The sequence below is a fragment of the Hyphobacterium sp. SN044 genome, from assembly GCF_021864465.1.
In the GTDB taxonomy this organism is placed as follows: domain Bacteria; phylum Pseudomonadota; class Alphaproteobacteria; order Caulobacterales; family Maricaulaceae; genus Hyphobacterium.
Map to the genome: position 1 here is coordinate 22728 of NZ_JAKKUV010000002.1, position 18578 is coordinate 41305.

20 protein-coding genes are annotated in these 18578 nt (G+C 64.7%); 14 read left to right on the forward strand and 6 right to left on the reverse strand.

Annotated features, from left to right (window positions below):
• Positions 1–174 precede the first annotated feature (174 nt).
• From L5876_RS03000 to L5876_RS03015, 4 genes are all read left to right on the forward strand, one after another.
• On the forward strand, positions 175–492 hold the full coding sequence (locus tag L5876_RS03000) for a hypothetical protein (protein WP_236954604.1): 318 nt from the start codon (positions 175–177) through the stop codon (positions 490–492).
• 231 nt (positions 493–723) lie between these two features.
• Positions 724–1116 carry a hypothetical protein gene (locus L5876_RS03005; RefSeq protein ID WP_039717982.1) on the forward strand — a complete coding sequence of 131 codons (393 nt, stop codon included), beginning with the start codon at positions 724–726 and terminating at the stop codon, positions 1114–1116.
• 121 nt (positions 1117–1237) lie between these two features.
• Complete coding sequence (locus L5876_RS03010; RefSeq protein WP_236954605.1) at positions 1238–2035, forward strand: enoyl-CoA hydratase-related protein; 798 nt, start codon at positions 1238–1240, stop codon at positions 2033–2035.
• A gap of 70 nt (positions 2036–2105) precedes the next feature.
• Complete coding sequence (locus tag L5876_RS03015; RefSeq protein ID WP_236954606.1) at positions 2106–2909, forward strand: DUF817 domain-containing protein; 804 nt, start codon at positions 2106–2108, stop codon at positions 2907–2909.
• Here L5876_RS03015 and L5876_RS03020 read toward each other — a convergent pair.
• A complete protein-coding gene (locus L5876_RS03020) occupies positions 2899–4023 on the reverse strand; it encodes a serine hydrolase (protein ID WP_236954607.1) in 1125 nt (374 codons plus the stop codon). The two genes, L5876_RS03015 and L5876_RS03020, sit on opposite strands and share 11 nt — an antisense overlap.
• Before the next feature lie 181 nt (positions 4024–4204).
• On the opposite strand from L5876_RS03020, the gene L5876_RS03025 reads away from it, so the two are divergent.
• The 4 genes from L5876_RS03025 (at position 4205) to L5876_RS03040 (ending at position 9102) form a co-directional block, all read left to right on the forward strand.
• A complete protein-coding gene (locus L5876_RS03025) occupies positions 4205–6196 on the forward strand; it encodes an acetyl/propionyl/methylcrotonyl-CoA carboxylase subunit alpha (protein ID WP_236954608.1) in 1992 nt (663 codons plus the stop codon).
• 268 nt (positions 6197–6464) lie between these two features.
• Entirely contained in the window at positions 6465–7415 is a 951-nt protein-coding gene (locus tag L5876_RS03030; RefSeq protein WP_236954609.1) for a cupin-like domain-containing protein, read from the forward strand.
• A 67-nt stretch (positions 7416–7482) separates the two neighbouring features.
• On the forward strand, positions 7483–8280 hold the full coding sequence (locus L5876_RS03035; protein WP_236954610.1) for a hypothetical protein: 798 nt from the start codon (positions 7483–7485) through the stop codon (positions 8278–8280).
• Positions 8281–8667: 387 nt separating this feature from the next.
• Positions 8668–9102, forward strand: a complete 435-nt coding sequence (locus L5876_RS03040; protein ID WP_236954611.1) for a DUF1489 family protein — start codon at positions 8668–8670, stop codon at positions 9100–9102.
• A gap of 93 nt (positions 9103–9195) precedes the next feature.
• On the opposite strand, the gene panC is transcribed toward L5876_RS03040, so the two are convergent.
• Complete coding sequence (panC, locus tag L5876_RS03045) at positions 9196–10062, reverse strand: pantoate--beta-alanine ligase (protein ID WP_236954612.1); 867 nt, start codon at positions 10060–10062, stop codon at positions 9196–9198.
• A gap of 64 nt (positions 10063–10126) precedes the next feature.
• Here panC and L5876_RS03050 point away from each other — a divergent pair, with 64 nt between their 5' ends.
• The 3 genes from L5876_RS03050 (at position 10127) to L5876_RS03060 (ending at position 12115) form a co-directional block, all read left to right on the forward strand.
• Positions 10127–10693 (forward strand): SPOR domain-containing protein, encoded by a 567-nt coding sequence (locus tag L5876_RS03050; RefSeq protein WP_236954613.1) that lies wholly within the window; start codon positions 10127–10129, stop codon positions 10691–10693.
• Positions 10694–10770: 77 nt separating this feature from the next.
• The gene (locus L5876_RS03055) at positions 10771–11658 is read left to right on the forward strand and encodes a division plane positioning ATPase MipZ (protein ID WP_236954614.1); all 888 of its coding nucleotides are present in this window, start codon (positions 10771–10773) and stop codon (positions 11656–11658) included.
• A 4-nt stretch (positions 11659–11662) separates the two neighbouring features.
• Positions 11663–12115 (forward strand): DnaJ domain-containing protein, encoded by a 453-nt coding sequence (locus tag L5876_RS03060; protein WP_236954615.1) that lies wholly within the window; start codon positions 11663–11665, stop codon positions 12113–12115.
• A gap of 9 nt (positions 12116–12124) precedes the next feature.
• Here L5876_RS03060 and L5876_RS03065 read toward each other — a convergent pair whose 3' ends face one another.
• Positions 12125–13447, reverse strand: coding sequence for a D-alanyl-D-alanine carboxypeptidase family protein (locus L5876_RS03065; protein WP_236954616.1), 1323 nt, complete (start codon positions 13445–13447; stop codon positions 12125–12127).
• A gap of 154 nt (positions 13448–13601) precedes the next feature.
• On the opposite strand from L5876_RS03065, the gene L5876_RS03070 reads away from it, so the two are divergent.
• The 3 genes from L5876_RS03070 (at position 13602) to clpA (ending at position 17142) form a co-directional block, all read left to right on the forward strand.
• On the forward strand, positions 13602–14303 hold the full coding sequence (locus L5876_RS03070) for a phasin family protein (protein WP_236954617.1): 702 nt from the start codon (positions 13602–13604) through the stop codon (positions 14301–14303).
• A 171-nt stretch (positions 14304–14474) separates the two neighbouring features.
• On the forward strand, positions 14475–14804 hold the full coding sequence (clpS, locus tag L5876_RS03075; RefSeq protein ID WP_039717992.1) for an ATP-dependent Clp protease adapter ClpS: 330 nt from the start codon (positions 14475–14477) through the stop codon (positions 14802–14804).
• Between the two features lie 4 nt (positions 14805–14808).
• On the forward strand, positions 14809–17142 hold the full coding sequence (gene clpA / locus L5876_RS03080; protein ID WP_236954618.1) for an ATP-dependent Clp protease ATP-binding subunit ClpA: 2334 nt from the start codon (positions 14809–14811) through the stop codon (positions 17140–17142).
• 3 nt (positions 17143–17145) lie between these two features.
• Here clpA and L5876_RS03085 read toward each other — a convergent pair whose 3' ends face one another.
• The 3 genes from L5876_RS03085 to L5876_RS03095 are packed head-to-tail and all read right to left on the reverse strand — an operon-like array spanning position 17146 to position 18572.
• The gene (locus tag L5876_RS03085; protein ID WP_236954619.1) at positions 17146–17622 is read right to left on the reverse strand and encodes a hypothetical protein; all 477 of its coding nucleotides are present in this window, start codon (positions 17620–17622) and stop codon (positions 17146–17148) included.
• Entirely contained in the window at positions 17622–18056 is a 435-nt protein-coding gene (locus L5876_RS03090; RefSeq protein WP_236954620.1) for an HIT family protein, read from the reverse strand. Before L5876_RS03090 ends, L5876_RS03085 begins: the two co-directional genes overlap by 1 nt.
• Before the next feature lie 54 nt (positions 18057–18110).
• Positions 18111–18572, reverse strand: coding sequence for a DUF2007 domain-containing protein (locus tag L5876_RS03095; RefSeq protein ID WP_236954621.1), 462 nt, complete (start codon positions 18570–18572; stop codon positions 18111–18113).
• Positions 18573–18578: the final 6 nt, after the last annotated feature.

The window sequence follows — 18578 nt, forward strand, 5'->3', positions numbered from 1 at the left end:
TCCGGGATCCAGATTCACGAGACCGGACCCCGGTCTTTGCTACGCAAAACCGGGGAGCGTCAATTTTCCCGAGATGGTGACGGGGCCCGGTATTGCCGGGACCGCGTGTTTTCTTTCGCCTTCCGGGCAACGGGTCGCTAACCTCCCGTCGCCATCACTTCGGGGGAGGGGGATATGGAATTCGTCAACTCAGTGCTCGATTTCGCGCGGACGGGTTTTGCCGAGGTCAATGCGGTTCAGGGCCTGATCGTCGCGATCATCGCCGTCCTGTTCATGAGCCAATGGAGCCGGTGGCTGGCGATCACCGCCGGGGCGGTCGTGGCGCATGTCGCGCTCGATATCCTGGCGCCCGTGTTCGCTGAAAGCGGACCGTTCCGCCTGCCGCCGGTGCTGGAGGCCGGTTACTGGCGCTATATCGGGTTGTTGCTGGTGGGATATTTCATCGTGATCGGCGTGCTCTTCCTTCTGAAGAAGACGCTGATCCGGAGTTGATCTCGGCCCGTGAAGTCCGTGTGGAATCAACCGATTTTTACGTCACTTCTCCAATTTGCGACAGATTTACAACATCTATCTTCGCCCTGTTCGCGTGCAACGCCCTGAGATTGCGTGCTTTTCGCGTCACAGGAGAACAGGCTTTCCATCGGAAGCATTAACAAGAAGTTTTCGTTCTAAGTGCGTCTTGGGCTATTGTGGACGCAGCAGGCGAACTGAGGGGAAGACGCCATGGAAGATTTCATGAATACGCTTGAGGGCTGGCTCGGGCCGGTCTGGAACTGGTTCGAACCCGGACTGGTGACCTATGCCGGCAATGGGGAGGCGGTGTCGTGGATGCCGTTCCTGATCCAGCTCGGCGTGATTGCGCTGGTGCTCGCGATCCTGATGCGCGGGGCCGGGGCCATCCTGATTTTCACGATTGTGGGTGTGGTGATCCATGTCGTGGTCGATCTCGTCATGCCGATGATCCGGGATGGTGCACAATTCGCGATGCCTCCGGTGATGGCCGAAGGCGGCGTGAACATGGTCTACATGCAGTATCTTGCGGCGCTTGCCGTGGGTTATCTGATCGCGATCATCATCTTCTCGATCATCAAGGGCATGATCTTCCGCGGCGACTGACGCGCGGATCATCCGGAATCGAAACGGCCGTCCGGCATGCCGGGCGGCCGTTTTCCTTTGCGCCGGTCCCGGCCCGGCGTTATCCCCGTCTCTATCCCGCAGACACGAGTGGATAACCCCCATGTCCGATGAGCAACCCGTCCTCCTGAACATCACGCCCGGCCAGACCGCGGTCATCACGCTGAACCGGCCCGACCGGCACAATGCCTTCAACGACGAGGTGATTTCCGGCCTGACCGAGATTTTCGACCTTCTGGCGAAGAATACCGACGAGGTGCGCTTCGTGATCCTGCGCGGCGCGGGAAAGAGCTTTTCCGCCGGGGCCGATCTCGAATGGATGAAGGACCAGAGCTACAACACGCTCGACGCCAATCGCGAGGACGCGCAGGCGCTCGCCGACATGCTCTACAAGCTCTATTCGCTGCCGCAGCTGACGGTGGCGCTGGTGCAGGGCGCGGCGATGGGCGGCGGGGCCGGTCTGGTCGCCGCCTGCGATGTCGCCGTGGCGGTGAAGGACACGAAGTTCAAGTTCTCCGAAGTGAAGCTGGGCCTGACGCCGGCAACGATCTCGCCCTTCGTGATCCGGGCCATCGGTCCGCGCTGGGCGCGGGCGCTGTTCGCGAGCGGTGAGGGGTTCGATGCCCAGTTCGCGCACCAGATCGGCCTCGTTCAGTACGTGATCGGCAGCGCTGACGAATTCACCGGCATGGAAGAGCACCTGGCCTCGCTAGCCTTTGCTGCCGCGCCGGGCGCCGTCGCGGACGCCAAGACGCTGGTGCATGACGTCGCCGGGGAAGAAATCGATCACGGGCTGATGAAGAATCTTGCCCACCGGATCGCCGACCGCCGCGCCAGCGACGAGGGCAAGGAGGGGCTTGCCGCCTTCCTCGAAAAGCGCAAGCCGAACTGGGCGGAGTAAGGCGCTGGGTCTGATCCGGGATCCGCGCGCCTGGCTGCATGCGCGCCACGATGCGTGGCGGGCGGCCTTCGTGCGCGGGCCGGTCACGCAATTCCTGTTCGAATTCGTCAGCTTCGGGGTGAAGCAGGCCTGGGCCTGCCTGTTCGGCGGGCTGATGCTGGCCCTGCTGCTCGGCACCTTCCTGTTCTACCCCGACGATGCGCCGCTGGGGCGATACGATTTCCTGACGCTGTCGGCCCTCGGCATCCAGATCATGATGCTGGCGACGAAGCTGGAAAGCTGGGAGGAGGCGCGGGTCATCCTCGTCTTCCACGTCGTCGGTACGGCGATGGAAATCTTCAAGACCTACGCCGGGTCGTGGGTCTATCCCGAAGAGGCCTTCCTTCGGATCGGCGGCGTGCCGCTCTTCTCCGGCTTCATGTATGCCGCCGTCGGCAGCTATATCGCCCGGGTCTGGCGGATATTCGACTTCCGCTTCGACCGCTTTCCGCCGCTCTGGCTGCAAGGCCTGCTCGCCGCGGCGGTCTATATCAACTTCTTCACCCACCACTACACGATCGACGTCCGCTGGGGGCTCTATGCCGCCACGCTGGCGATCTACGGTCCCTGCGTGATCTGGTTCCGCCCCGACCTGAAACACCGCTTCATGCCGCTGGTGATCGGCCTCTTGCTGGTCGCGATGTTCATCTGGTTCGCCGAGAATATCGGCACGTTCGCGCGGGCCTGGGCCTATCCGAACCAGAATGGAGAGACGTGGCGGCCCGTCTCCCTCGACAAGCTGGGGTCCTGGTATCTGTTGATGATCATATCCTTCGTCCTCGTCGCCGCCGTGCACAAGACGAAGGGGCTGGAAAAGCCCGACGCTACTCCATGAAGCCTTCGGCGATGCGGCGGGCTGGGGTCAGGATGTCTTCCGGTGTGCCGCCCAGATTGCCGAGCAGCGCCACGGACACGCGCTCGGCCGGGTAGACGACCAGAACCGCGCGGGCGCCCTGCTGGGTGCCGGCATGGTGGTAATAGGTCCGGCCGTTCTCGTCCGTGTCGATCCGCCAGCCCAAGCCGATCGGCGTCGCTTCCCCGTCCGCGGTGCGGGCGAGGGTGAAGACATCGGCGAAGGTCTCGGCCGTCAGAAAGCCCGGCCGGGCGTGCGCTGCGCCGAAGCGGGCGAGATCGCTTGCCGTCACGATCATGCCGCCCCCGGCCCATTTGTAGGACGGGTTGTTGGGCAGGGCATTGACCACGTCGGTCTCGACCCGAAGCCCCATCTGCCGGGTGTAGACTTCCCCGATGTCGTAATACTCGACCCGGTTCGGCCGCAGCGAATACGGCTCATCGAGTGCCAGTGTGGTCAGGCCAAGGGGCACGGCGACATGGGTCTCGACCAATTCACCGAAACCGGCCCCGCCCGCGGCTTCGAGCACTGCCGCGGCCAGCGTGTAGCCGAAGGTGGAATAGCTGTATTCCCTGCCGGGGGCGCTGGTCAGCGGGTCTTCGATGAAGAGGGCCAGAGCCGACGCGGTCGTTGGGTAGGACGGCCGGACGTCAATCAGGCCGCCGGGTCCGGTAAAGTCGAAGTCCTGCCGGCCGTAGTGCCGGATGCCGCCCTGGTGGGTCAGCAACTGCCGCAGCGTGGTGGCGCGGTGCTGTTTGGGCAGGTCCGGCAGGTAATCGCCGATTGCCCGGTCGAGATCGACCAGGCCAGCATCGGTCATGCGGGCTGCGAGGCTCGCCGTTATTACCTTGGACACGCTGCCCAGCCGGAAACGGTGGTCCGGCTGCGCTGGTACGGCCAGTTCGAGGCTGGCTTCGCCCAGGGCTTCGGCCCAGACGAGATTGCTGTCCGTAACGACAGCGGCCGACAGGGCCGGGATGGGGGCGGATTCGCGCACCTCCTGCATGACTTGGCGGGCGGTTTCAGGACCGTCGGCCACAGCCGGGCCGGCGGAGAAAACAAATGCGATGGCGGCAATCGCCGTGTGGCGGAACATGTCAGACTCCCATGGTTCGCGCCCCTTCCGCGCCGGACGTTGGCATGCGGGCCGGATACTTTCAACTAATAAATTAGTAGATAAATTCAATCCGGTCCTCAGACGTGCGCGCGGCTTGACCCCGGCGCGGTTTTCGGGCGCAAAGGCCCAAGACACGTTCAGCGACGGAAAGCCGATCCGCATGTTCAAGAAAATCCTGATTGCGAACCGGGGCGAGATTGCCTGCCGCGTGATGCGCACCGCCAAGGCAATGGGCATCAAGACGGTGGCGGTCTATTCCGAAGCCGACGCGAAAGCGCCGCATGTGAAGATGGCGGACGAGGCGGTTCTGATCGGCCCGGCACCGTCCGCGGAAAGCTATCTGAAGGGCGACACGATCCTGAAGGTTGCAAAGGAAACCGGGGCGGAAGCGATCCATCCGGGATACGGCTTCCTGTCTGAAAATGCCGGTTTTGCCGAGGCCTGTGCCAAGGCCGGGATCGTCTTCATCGGCCCGTCGCCGGACGCGATCCGCGCGATGGGTCTCAAGGACCGCGCCAAGGCGCTGATGGAGAAGGCGGGCGTGCCCGTCACCCCCGGCTATCACGGCGAGGACCAGGACCCGGAGCATCTGAAGGCGGAAGCGAACCGGATCGGCTATCCGGTGCTGATCAAGGCGGTCGCCGGCGGTGGCGGCAAGGGCATGCGCAAGGTCGACGCGGAAAAGGACTTCCTGTCGGCGCTCGAGAGCTGCAAGCGCGAAGCATCGAAAAGCTTTGGCGACGACAATGTCCTGATCGAGAAATTCATTTCGAGCCCGCGCCATATCGAGGTGCAGGTGTTCGGCGACAGCCACGGCAACGTCATCCACCTTTTCGAGCGCGACTGCTCGCTGCAGCGCCGCCACCAGAAGGTGATCGAGGAAGCGCCCGCGCCCGGCATGACGGACGCGGTGCGCGCCGCGATGACCAGGGCCGCCGTCGATGCGGCGAAGGCGGTGAATTATTCCGGTGCGGGGACCGTGGAATTCATCGTCGACGGGTCCGGTGCGCTTCGGCCCGACGGCTTCTTCTTCATGGAGATGAACACCCGGCTTCAGGTGGAGCATCCGGTGACCGAGATGGTCATTGGGCTGGACCTCGTGAAGCTGCAGCTGGAAGTCGCGGCGGGCGGCAAGGTGCCAGCGCAGGACGCCGTCACGCTGACTGGTCACGCGATCGAGGCGCGGCTCTATGCCGAAGACCCGCAGAGCGGGTTTTTGCCGTCGACAGGGCCGCTGACCTATCTGCGCCTGCCGTTCAACGGAAAGGACGTTCGCGTCGACACGGGGGTCGAGGAGGGCGGTGAGGTCTCGCTGCACTATGATCCGATGATCGCCAAGGTGATCGGTTATGGCGCGACCCGCGAGAAGGCGATCGACACGCTGGCCGATGCGATCGAGAGCGGTGTCGCGGCCTGGCCGGTCCGCGCCAATGGCGGGTTTCTGCGCTCGGCTTTGCTGCACCCGGCCTTCATCGCGGGTGATGTTTCGACCCACTTCATCGAACAGAATCTCGACGCTCTGGTGCCGAAAGGCGCGCGCGCCGATGCCGTCGCGGCGGCTGCACTGACGGCGCTGGCTGGCGCGGCGCGCGATCCGTGGGCATCGCGCAATGGGTGGCGGATGAATGCTGCACCGCGCCGCCGGGTCGCCTTTGAAATGGATGGTGAGCGTATGGAAACCGGCGTGCTGACCGAAGGCGGGGTCACAACCGTTGCGTCGCCCTGGGGCGATGCCGTGCTCAGCGAGGCCAAGGCTTCCGACCTCGGCGACGCCGTGAAGGTCAGCTGGTTGGCCGGGCACGAAACGCACGGCGCCGAAGTGATCCGGCGTGCCGAAGGCCTGATCGTGCTCTTCGGCGGCGAGGGCCGACTGTTTGCTTGGCCGCGCCCCGATGCGCTCGCCGATGCGCTGGAAGCCGGAAATCTCGTGAAAGCGCCGATGCCGGGCAAGGTGCTCGCCGTGCATGTGAAGCCGGGTCAGGCGGTGTCGAAAGGCGATGCGCTGGTCGTGCTTGAAGCCATGAAGATGGAACACGCCCTGACCGCGCCGCGCGACGGCGTGGTGGACAGCGTCTCCGCCGAGGCCGGTGCTCAGGTGGGAGAGGGCGATGCCCTGATCACGCTGGCGGCCGAGGAAGACGCGGCGGCCTGAATTCTTCTACTCCCTCTCCCCTCGGGGGAGAGGGTTGGGGTGAGGGGTGGATTTTAGAGAACCCCTCATCCGCCCTTCGGGCACCTTCTCCCCCAAGGGGAGAAGGAATGAGCCACGCCCTTTGACCCACCTATCTCTCGTCATTCCGGCGAACGCCGGAATCCAGAGCAAGTGCAAATCTGGACCCCCGCCTTCGCGAGGGTGACGGCACTTTGCGAAGAATTGGCCCGATTCCTGCTCGCGTGAGACGCGAACAAGGGAGTTGGCCATGAACGGGACAGGCGAAACGACAACCAGGGTCGTGACCGAGTGGACGCCGGAAGCGAAGGCGGATTTCCGCCAGCGCGTGACGGTCGGCCGTCACAATCTGCATGAGCGCCCGGAATTTTCCGACGAGGCGCTGGCCCGGCTGATCGACCGGCATCCGCGCGAACTGACCGATTTCTGCACAATGGGCGAGCTGGCCGACGGCAAGGACAGCTGGCGCGCGGGCGATCCGGGCGATTACGGCGGCGACGAGCTGATCGAGGCGGTGCGCCGCGGCAAGCTGTGGATCAATCTGCGCCGCGCCATGACCGACGATCCGGAGCTCTATCCGATCTTCGAGGGCATGATCACCGATCTGCAGCGTCTCAATCCGGGATACCGGCCGCTGAATTTCGAAAGCGGCATCCTGATTTCCTCACCGACGGCGCAGGTCTTCCTGCACTCCGACGTGTCGGAAACCGTGCTGTGGCATGTGCGCGGCAAGAAGCGGATCCGCATCTATCCCGCCACCGAGCCCTATGTGTCCGACGCGCACATGGAAGCGATCCTTCACCACGAACAGACCGAGGATCTGCCCTTCGATCCGCGTTGGGACGCGGACTGCGAGGCGGTCGATCTGGAACCGGGCATGTTCACCTCCTGGCCGCTGCACGGTCCGCACCGGGTGCAGAATCTCGATGGTCTGAACGTGTCGGTGACGATGGAAGTCGTGACCACGGACTCGCTGGTGAAGAACAACGTGCTCTACGCCAATGGCGTGATGCGCCGGAAGTTCGGCTGGACTCCGAAGTCGGCGAAGACGACGGGTCCTGGGGCGCTGATGAAGCTCGGCCTGTCGAAACTCGCCAAGACGATGTGGAAAGAGGACAAGCCGATGCCGAAGAGCGAACGCACCTTCGACATCGATCCGGACGCGCCGACCGGCTTCCGCGAACGCCGCAAGGCGGGGTGATCACGCGGTAGACAGGTCTGACGCAGCCTCGTATCTCTCCGGCCACGCGGGGGCGTGACGGAGAGACATGATGCGTTCGATTCTGATTGCCGCGAGCCTGGCGCTCGCGCCCGCCATTCCCGCCTTCGCCGACAGTCCCGACATCCCCGGAAGCTGGCCTCCGCTGGTACGCGAGGCGCTCGGCGCGGTGCATGAGGGGCATGAGGACGATGTCTGGCGCTTCACGCTCACCGCCAATTACGGCGAGATGGGCGAATTCACCGCGCGCTTCGATTCCAGCCGGCCGGAAGGCGAACAGTGGACGCTGATCAGCCCGGCGTCTCCGGCCGCGATGAGCGATGATCTCCGCGAGGAGTGGATCGACATGTCCACCCCCGACGAGGAGGAGGCTCCGGCCGAAGACGGCGAGGAGGCCGAGGAAGACACCGGCCAGTCCTTCGGGATTGGCGGTGAGGGCAGCGGTCTGTTCTTCAGTGCCGATACGGCCGACCTGATCTCGGGCGAGCTGAACGAGCTGCGCCGTTCCGGCGGCCGTGCCGTCTATTCCTTCGCGCCGAACATGTCGGATGACGAGGAGGACTCGGACGCCGATGATTTCGGCCGCTATTTGTCCGGCGAGCTGACGGTGGCGCAGTCCGACCCCTTCGTGGAGCGCATCCGCATCTTTGCTCCGGCCAGCTTCAAGCCGCATCCGGCGGCCCGGATCCACGAATTCGAGATGGAGATGGAGTTTGCGCGGGTCGATGGCCTGCCGGGGCCGATCGTGCGCGAATTCTCCACCCGGATCGACCTGAGCGCCCTGTTCCAGCGCCAGAGCCAGGACATCCGCTTCACCTTCTCTGACGTGGAATACGAGGCGCGGTAGGGGGCTATCCTCCGCCCTCCCCCTTGAGGGGAGGGCCGGGAGGCTGAGCGTCAGCCAGCCGACCGGGGTGGGGGTCAATGAATACGGCTATTCCCGACGCTCCCCGGTTTCGCGAAGCGAAGACCGGGGTCGAGACTGGATCCCGGACCGGCTTCGCCGTCCGGGAAGCGTCAATTGAGATGTTGATTGGGTCCCCATGAACATGGGGACCTGAAGTTTGCACCTGGTTTCGGATTCCCGCATTCGCGACAACCCCAGGGAAAAGGTAAGTTCACCCCACCCCGCTCCCGTCTTCCTGAAGAAAGCCGTTCGCGTCCCTCCCCTTCGAGGGGAGGGAATGAACTTTGTCACTTTGACGCCGGGGCGATTCCGCCCTAGCTCGACGTCATGCCGCTGCATCTGATCAAGCTTTGCGTCGGGGTCGACACGGTCGAGGAGCTGGAAAGTTTCCGCGACATGCGCGTGGCCGAGCGAAAGGCGCGCGGGGAGCCGGCTGTGTCGCGGCATGTCACCCGCATGTCGCCCAAGCGCGCCGAGGAAGTGCTGGACGGCGGCAGCCTCTATTGGGTGATCAAGCGGGTGATCCAGTGCCGCCAGCGCATCATCGGGCTCGACGAGGTGATCGACGCCGAGGGGACCAAGCGTTGCGCCATCGTGATGGATTCGGAGATCATCCGGACCAACCCGTCGCCGAAGCGGCCGTTTCAGGGCTGGCGCTATCTGAAGGACAGCGATGCGCCGGCCGATCTCACGGCGGCGACCGGCGGGGCTGATCTGCCGGATGAGCTCCGCCGCAAGCTGATCGAGATCGGGGCTTGGTGACGGGCTTTTCCCGGGTTCCCGCGCAAGCGGGAATCCGAAGCCGGTTGCCAGCTTCAGGTTCCCATTTGCATGGGAACTCCATGATACTGCTGATTAAACCGGATTCGCCGCGACGTTGTCGATCAGCCGTGTCGTGCCGAGCTTGACGGCCGCCAGCACGCGGGCCGGGCGGTCGAGCACCGGGCCGGGCAGGGCGGCGAGCGTGTCCGCGCAGCGCACCTCGACATAATCAACGAGGTCGAAGGCACTTTCCGCGACGATGCGGGCGGTCTTCAGCGTGTCGGCGATGCGTTCGCCCGTTTCGAGCGCCTCGGCGCAGGCGAAGAGCAGGGCGTTGAGGCGCACCGCGCGTTGCCGGTCTGCGGCAGAGAGATAGACATTGCGCGACGACATGGCGAGGCCGTCTGCCTCGCGCATCACCGGGCCGGGTACGATCTCGACGCCGAGGTCGAGGTCGGCGGCGAGCCGCTTCACGACGAGCAGTTGCTGGTAGTCCTTCTCGCCGAACACGGCGATGTCGGGCCGGACCTGGGCGAAGAGCTTGGTCACGACGGTCGCGACGCCGTCGAAGAAATGCGGGCGGAAATCCGTCTCCAGCCCTTCCGACGGACCGCCGACATGAACGGAGGACGCAAAGCCGTCCGGGTACATCTCAGGACCGTTCGGCGCGTAGAGCAGGTTGCAGCCGGCCTCCGCCAGCTTCCGCGCATCGTCCGGCAGGGTGCGGGGATAGGCCCCGAAATCCTCACCCGGCGCGAACTGTTTCGGGTTCACGAACACGCTGGCTACGGTCTTTGTTGCCCGGGATTTCGCGATGTCGACCAGCGAGATATGCCCGGCATGCAGCGCGCCCATGGTCGGGACGAAACCGACGGTTTCGCCATCGGCCTTCCAGCCGGACACGACGGCGCGGAGGTCGGTGACGGTGTGGACGGTGCGGATCGGGAAGGTTTCGCTCATGACCTGCCGTCTAGGCCGGACCAACAGGCGAGGCAAGCGGGGCGACTCGCGCTAGAGGGGAAAGATGCTTCGCTTCCTTGTGATTCCCCTCGGACTTTTCCTGACCGCCTGTGCGACGACGGGCGGGTCGGATGTGCAGCCCGCGCCGGTCATCGTCGCGGATCATCCCGACGCGCGGCTGGCCGCGGCACTGGCCGCGGAGCTGGAGGCGCGGGCCGCCGATCCTGCGCGTGTCGCGCCGCTCCGCCCCGAGATGGACGCGCTGGCCGCGGCGCTCTGGGGACAGCCGAACCGCGCCGAGCCGGTCGCCGAGCCTGAGACGCCGGAGGTGATCCCGCCGGGGCAGAGCCTGCTTTACGGTGTGCATATTGCCAGCTACCGGACAATGGATCACGTGGTTCAGGGCTGGGAGACGATGCGGGCCATGCTGCCGGATGTGCTGGGACCGCTGCAGGCGCGCGTCGAGGCCGCTGACCTGGGCGAGCGCGGCGTCTATCTGCGTCTGAAGGCCGGCCCGTTCGCGACCCGGGCCGACGCGCTTTCCGCGTGCACCGAGCTGAGCCAGAGCGCGATCTATTGTCAGGCGATGGCGTTCACCGGCGATCCGCTGGAGGCGGAGTCGGAAAATTAATTTCTGCGCCATCAGCTTTATCGCGATTGCGAATACCCTATCTTGCGCGGCGCACACCGGCGCGGTGCCCGGAACCCATGATGAATGAAACGGCGAAACCCTTTGCGAGCGGTCTGAAACTGCCCGGACGCGGTGCGGGCCAGCCGGCGCATGTCATTGTCGTGGGCAATGAGAAAGGTGGGGCTGGCAAGTCGACCGTGGCGATGCATCTCGTCGTCGCGCTGATGCGGATGGGCCGCGTGGTCGGCGCGATCGATCTGGACGTGCGCCAGCGCAGCTTTTCCCGCTATCTGTCGAACCGGAAACGCTGGTGCGAGACCTATCAGGCCGATCTGCCGTCGCCGGTCGAAGAGATCATCGAACCGAGCGCCGAACGTCATCTTGATCGCGCCGAAGCTGAAGAGGCGGAGCGATTCAGGGACACGCTGGCGCGTCTCAAGGGCCAGTGCGATTTCATCGTCATCGATGCCCCGGGCAGCGACACGCATTACTCGCGTCTCGCCCATGCGGCGGCCGACACGATCATCACGCCGGTCAATGACAGCTTCATCGATTTCGACCTCCTGGCCGAAATCGACCCGGACACGTTCGCCGTCGGACGGCCGAGTCTCTACGCCGAAATGGTCTGGGAGTGCCGCAAGCGCAAAGCCCAGCGCGAGAAGAAGTCGATCGACTGGATCGTCATGCGCAACCGCGTCTCGATGCTGGATGCGCGCAACAAGCGCCGTGTCGGCGAAGGGCTGAAGAAGCTCTCGGAGCGCATCGGTTTCCGTCTGGCCCCCGGCTTTGCCGAGCGCGTGATCTACCGCGAACTGTTTCCGCTCGGCCTGACGCTGCTGGATCTGACCGAAGACGGGTCGACCATTCCCTTCACGATGAGCCATGTCGCCGCGCGGCAGGAATTGCGCGACCTTCTGATCATGCTGAAGCTGCCCAGCCTCGCGGGCGAGCGCATTCCATTCTGACGCGATGCCCTTTCTTCTCGCCGGTCTCGCGCTTCTTGTGTTCGCCTATTTCGGGCTGAAGGCGTTCGCGCGCATGAAGCCGCAGGAGGCGAAGAAGTGGAGCCGGGCCATTCTGGGTGCCGGGGCCATCCTCGTCGGCGGGTTGATGACGCTGCGCGGGCTCGCCGTTCTCGGCGTACCGGTGATCGGTTTCGGCATGGGGCTGATCGGCGTAGCGTTCGGCCTTCGCCCGAAGCCGGGCGCGAACCGGGGCGGGCAGGGCGGCAGCGCGCCGACCGCGCCAGGGGCGATGACCCGGCGTGAGGCGCTCGAAATCCTGGGCCTTGAAGAGGGGGCGGCGGAGGAAGACATCCGGGCGGCCTACCGCGCGCAGATGAAGCGCAATCACCCGGACACGGGCGGTTCCCCAGCGCTTGCCCGGCGCATCCAGGAAGCCCGGGATCTGCTGCTGCGATAGGCGTGTGGATCAGGCGTCCGGTGCGACGGCGAAGCAGGCTTCGCCGCGTTCGGCGAGCAGGCGGCAGACCGCGCGGGCGGTATCGGCCGTGACCCCTTCGAAGCGGGCGCGGAACAGGCGGCGGCCATTCGTATCGACCGAGGGTGTTGCCAGTGACGCGGAGGTGAGGTCCGGGGCCAGTGTCCGCACGGTTTCAAGCCGGGCGAGGGCGGCGGCTTCACCGGCATAGGCGCCCACCTGCACCGCCCATTGGCCTGACGGTGCGGCGGCGGACGCCGTGCGGACCGGCGCGGCGGGCTGTGAAACCGGATCGGGTTGCGACGGCGCAGACGCGACGGGTTCATGCGCCGGGGCCGGGCTGTCATCAAGTACGACGCGAAGCGCCGGCAGATTGTCCGCATCGCCCTGGGCGACGGGACCGCGCAGGTCGAGCTGGGCGATCTCGACGGCGATCTGGTCCTGCATGCGGATCGGGTTCATGCGCGGCGCGATGTCGTTCGCAGCCATCAGGATCTGTTCACGGCGCTCGAAGGAGCGGAAGGCCGCATTGACCAGTTCCTCGGCGTGATTGTCGCGAGAGGCCGCCGACGGGCCGCCCATCACGACGGTGACGATGCGGTGGCCGTTGCGCTCCGCCGTCACGGCGATGTTGAATCCCGAGGCGCGGATATAACCGGTCTTCAGGCCATCCACGCCGTTCACCCGGCCGACGAGGTTGTTGTGGCTGTGCCAGGTGCGTCCGTTGTGGACGAAGCTGCGCTCGCGGAAATAGTGAAAGTATTGCGGGAAGTCGCGGTGCAGGGCGATCGACAGGCGGGCCATGTCGCGCGCCGTGGTCATCTGGCGGCTATTGGGCAGGCCGGACGCATTGCGGAATGTGGTCCGGGTCAGGCCCAGCTCGCGGGCCCGGGATGTCATGCGAGTGGCGAAGGCGGTTTCCGTGCCGGCGAGGTGCTCGCCCACGACGACGGCGATGTCGTTGGCGCTGCGGATGATCAGGGCGCGGATGGCGGTTTCCACCGTGACCGTATCGCCGCTCTCGACACCCAGCACGGACGGGGATTGCCCGGCAGCATGGCCGGAGACCGTCATTTCGGTCGACAGGGTGACGTCACCGCGTTCGAGCGCCTCGAACAACATGTAGAGCGTCATCATCTTGGTCAGTGAGGCCGGGTAGCGTGCATCATCCGCGCGGCGGGCGTGAAGCACTTCGCCCGTCGTTTCATCGACGACAAAGGCTGCGTAACGGGGATTGTCGGCCGCCGCGTGACCCGCGTGCGCGACCATGAACAGAGTGGCCAAAGCCACCAGAAAGACCCGCAATCCGCCCATGGGGCCATATTCCAGCGCGCCGGGGTTACCGGAGGCTTAACAGGGCAATTGTGATATTTTTGTGCAGCGCAACATTTCTCTTGACGCGGGCGCGAACAATACCCATTAATATGCTGCAACTGCGAAGAGCAGATTCGAAGAGATAACAGGACCCATGACCGATAACGCTGCCAAAACCGAACCGCAAAAGGCCGTTGAAGCCGCTGCCGAAACCGTGACCACCACGGCTGAAGCGGCGACCGAAGCTGCCCAGACGACCGTCGCCATGACGGCTGCGGCCCCTAAGAAGGCGGCCAAGACGGTCAAGACGAAGCCGGCTCGTGCACCCCGCACGAAAGCCGTCTCGACCAAGAAGCCGGCGCGCCGCAAGGCCGCCGCGAAACCCAAAGCGACCTCCCCGCGCAAAGGAAAAACTCAAATGGCTACCTCTACCAAGACCGCCCGCGACACCGTCGAAACGATGACCGCCGCCGGCAATGAAGCGTTCAAGGAAGGTTTCGAGAAGACGATCAAGTCGTTCAACGAAGCCGGTTCCTTCCATAAGGAAAACCTCGACGCCGTGATCGCGTCCGCAACCGCCGCCGGCAAGGGCGCGGAAAAGCTGAACGCCGACACGATCGCGTTCGCGAAGAAGTCGATGGAAGACACCGTCGCCGCCTCGAAGGCCCTGACCTCGGCGAAGTCGGTGCAGGAAATGGTCGAAGTTCACACGAACTTCGTGAAGTCCTCGATGGACGCCTACCTGGCCCAGATCAACACCGTCACGGACCTGTATGCCGGTACCGTGAAGGACACGATGGCCCCGCTGAACGCCCGCGTTTCGGCCGCCGTCGAAATGGTTCAGTCGCAGCGCTAATCGCGCCGCCGACTTAACAAGTGTACCTCCCCGACTGGCCCGGCACCTGAAGGTGCCGGGCCTTTTCTTTTTTGGTGGATCCGCGCCGCTTTTACGGCGTTTCACACAGCAGGGGGCTTCCCCAAGGGGCCGGGTTTCCTATCTACTAGTGCCGGACCGCAGGCGGATTCGATGACTGAACGCGAGAAAGGCCCAGCAGCACCGGGACGCGAAACAGGCGTAGCCACGCAAACGCGCCCGAAGACCAAGAAACCGTCACTTTATCGGGTTCTGCTGCTGAACGACGACTACACGCCGATGGAATTCGTGGTGGAGGTGCTGGTGCGCATCTTCAACAAGACGCCCGAGGACGCGGCCCGGATCATGCTTCATGTCCACCAGAATGGTGTCGGCGTGTGCGGCGTGTTCACATACGAAGTGGCCGAAACGAAAGTCGCCCAGGTCATGGACGCCGCGCGCCGTGCGCAGCATCCTCTGCAATGCACGATGGAAAAGGAATAGTTCGTTGCCCTCCTTCTCACCCGCTCTCGAAGACTCGCTCCACCGCGCCCTCGGCTTTGCCAATGAGCGCGGACACGAATACGCGACGCTGGAGCACTTGCTGCTTGCCCTTGTCGATGACGAGGATGCAGGCGGAGTGATGCGGGCGTGCGAGCTCGACCTCGAGGAGCTTCGGGCAACGCTGACCGATTATGTCGACAACGAACTCGGCGAACTGGTGGTCGATGACGACGAGGATGCGAAGCCGACCGCCGGCTTCCAGCGCGTGATCCAGCGCGCCGTGATCCACGTCCAGAATGCCGGGCGTGAGGAAGTGACCGGGGCGAATGTGCTGGTCGCGATCTTTGCCGAACGCGAAAGCCACGCCGCCTACTTCCTCGCCGAGCGGGACATGACCCGCTACGACGCGGTGAATTTCATCTCGCACGGGATCGCCAAGAAAGCCGGGGGCACGGAGCCCCGTGCCGTGCGCGGCAGCGAGGACGGCGAGGCGGAAATGCCCGGCGCGCCGAAGGCCGATGGCGATGCCCTGTCCACTTATTGCATCAACCTCAATGAGAAGGCGCGCAAGGGCGATGTCGATCCGCTGATCGGGCGCGAGTCCGAGGTGGAGCGCTGCGTCCAGGTGCTGTGCCGCCGGCGGAAGAACAATCCGCTGCTGGTCGGCGACCCGGGCGTCGGCAAGACCGCGATCGCGGAAGGTCTCGCGCGCAAGATCATCGAAGGCGAAGTGCCGGACGTGCTCGAGGACGCGACGATCTACTCGCTCGACATGGGCACGTTGCTGGCCGGGACCCGCTATCGCGGCGATTTCGAAGAGCGCGTGAAGCAGGTCGTGAAGGAGCTGGAAAAGCTCGACAACGCGGTCCTGTTCATCGACGAGATTCACACCGTGATCGGGGCCGGGGCGACCTCCGGCGGGGCGATGGACGCGTCGAACCTGCTCAAGCCGGCGCTGCAGTCCGGCGCGCTGCGCTGCATGGGGTCGACGACCTACAAGGAATACCGCCAGCATTTCGAGAAGGACCGGGCGCTGGCCCGCCGCTTCCAGAAGATCGACGTGGTCGAGCCGTCCGTGGCCGACACGATCAAGATCCTGCAGGGGCTGAAGACGTATTTCGAGGATTTCCACGACGTGAAGTTCACGAATGAGGCGCTGAAAACAGCCGTCGAACTGTCGGCGCGCTATATCGGCGACCGGAAACTGCCGGACAAGGCGATCGACGTGATCGACGAGGCCGGGGCGCGGATGCGCCTGGTGCCCGCGTCGAAGCGGAAAAAGACCATCAACGTCAAGGAGATCGAGGACGTCGTGTCCAAGATCGCCCGCATCCCGGCCAAGACCGTGACGCAGGATGACGCGATCGCGCTGAAATCGCTCGACAATGATCTGAAGCGCGTCGTCTTCGGCCAGGACCAGGCGATCGAGAAGCTGTCGGCCGCGATCAAGCTGGCGCGCGCCGGCCTGCGCGAGCCGGAAAAGCCGATCGGCAATTACCTCTTCTCCGGCCCGACGGGCGTGGGCAAGACCGAGGTGGCGCGCCAGCTCGCGTCCATCCTCGGGGTCGAACTCGTCCGCTTCGACATGTCGGAATACATGGAACGCCACACGGTGAGCCGTCTCTTGGGCGCGCCTCCGGGTTATGTCGGTTATGATCAGGGCGGGCTTCTGACCGATGCGATCGACCAGCACCCGCACTGCGTCCTGTTGCTCGACGAGATCGAGAAGGCGCATCCGGACCTGTTCAACGTCCTTTTGCAGGTCATGGATCACGGCACACTGACGGACGCGAACGGCCGGAAGGTCGATTTTCGCAACGTCGTGCTGATCATGACGACGAATGCCGGAGCCTCCGACGCCGCGAAGGAAGCCATCGGCTTCGGCCGCGGCCGCCGCGAAGGCGAGGACCAGGCGGCGATCGAGAAGCTGTTCACGCCGGAATTCCGCAACCGTCTGGATGCGATCATTCCGTTCGCGGGCCTCTCGCAGAAGATCGTCGGCCGTGTCGTCGAGAAATTCGTTCTGCAGCTGGAAGCCCAGCTGTCTGACCGCGGCGTGACCTTCGAGTTGAGCGAAGCGGCGACCGAATGGCTGGCCTCGCGCGGTTATGACGAGAAATTCGGCGCGCGTCCGCTGTCGCGGGTGATCCAGGAATACATCAAGAAGCCGCTCGCCGAGGAGATCCTCTTCGGGCAGCTGAAGGAAGGCGGCCTGGTGAAGGTCGATGTCGACGCAGCCGATCCCGAACGGCTCGATTTCGACATCACGCCGGGCGACCGGATCAATCCGAAGAAGTCCGGCGGCAAGTCGAAGAAGTCGAAAGAGCCGGTGCGCTAGCGGTCAGGCCGCCGTGCCGTCCGACGGGGCATATATCTCGGCCAGATAGCGCCGCAGGTCCGGCTTGTCCGGCCAGGCGAGGATGTGGCGGACGTAGGCGTCGCGTTCCGAGGCGATGATCTGCAGATCCCAGACGCAGATGGATTCGTGTTCGTTGGCGAGGCGCCAGCCCTGGCCTTCGTCGACGACGACGCGGATCGGAAGCTCGTTTTCCCGGTCCCACCAGGCGATCACGACATAGTTCTGGTTCCGGCCCTGATGCCGGATCACGATGGCGGCGCCGGGCCGGTCTTCCGCGACGGCGGGTGAGGGCAGAAGGCCGCGGGTCATTGCCTCGCCCTCGACGAAACGGGGATCGTCCATCGCCGAGCCGTCCCAGGACAGGGAATAGCGTTTGAACTTCCAGCCATCGGACTCTTCAAGCCCGTCATAAGCGACGGTTCGGGCGGCATAGCGGTGGTGAACCTTGAACTGTCCCATCAGTCGGTGAGTGCTCCTGCGATCTTCTCGGCCTGTGCCTTCAACTCGTCCATGTTGGCCTGCGTTCCGCCGTGGCGGCCGAGCGGCTTGTCCTCCCAGCGCGGGATGATGTGGAAGTGGATGTGAAACACGGTCTGGCCGGCCGGCGCGCCGTTGAACTGGGTGATCACGATGCCCTCGGGATCGAGCGCGGACCGGACCGCGTTCGCGATCCGCTTCACGCGCACCATGGCGGCCTGAAGCGCGTCGTCGTCGAGGTCGAGCAGGTTGCGCGCCGGCGTCTTCGGCACGACCAGCGTATGCCCCGGCGATTGCGGGAAAATGTCCATGAAGGCGAGGACGGCGTCGTCCTCGTAGACCTTCACGCAGGGCATCTCGCCCTTCAGGATTTTCGCGAAGATATTGCCGCTGTCATAGGCGCCGTCGAGGCTCATGGCCGGTCTCCGAACTGGTGAGTCCCGGCCAGACTATCGCCCTCAAGCCTTCGTTCAACCGGCAGACCGGTCCGTATCGCCGTAACCGGCTTCCTCGGCCGTGATGGGGTCGCGTTCGAGCCGGAACCGGTGTCCGCAGGATTCGCACGACCGGGTCGACACGACCCGTGGCGGAACCGCCAGGGCCCACGTGCCGATTGCCAACGGGTAAAGTGCCGCGAGGCCGAGGGCGAGTGGGCCACCGCGAGTCTTAAGCTTGCGGCTCCTCCCGCCGCACTTCGGGCAGGCGAGAAAGGGTTCAGCCGGTGCTTCGGCGTTCGCAATTTTCAGGGCGTCCTCCGCGAGCGCCACCGGCACCATGACGCGGGCAGCGGTGAAGCCAAGCGAGAGGTAGGGGAAATATGAGTGCATGTGCCGTTCGGGCACAACGGCCGGAATACCGGCAGCCTCCAGCGCGCTGGCCAGCACGATAGCGTGTTCGGGCTGCTGGAATTGTGCGATCGTGACGAGGCTCATGACGGA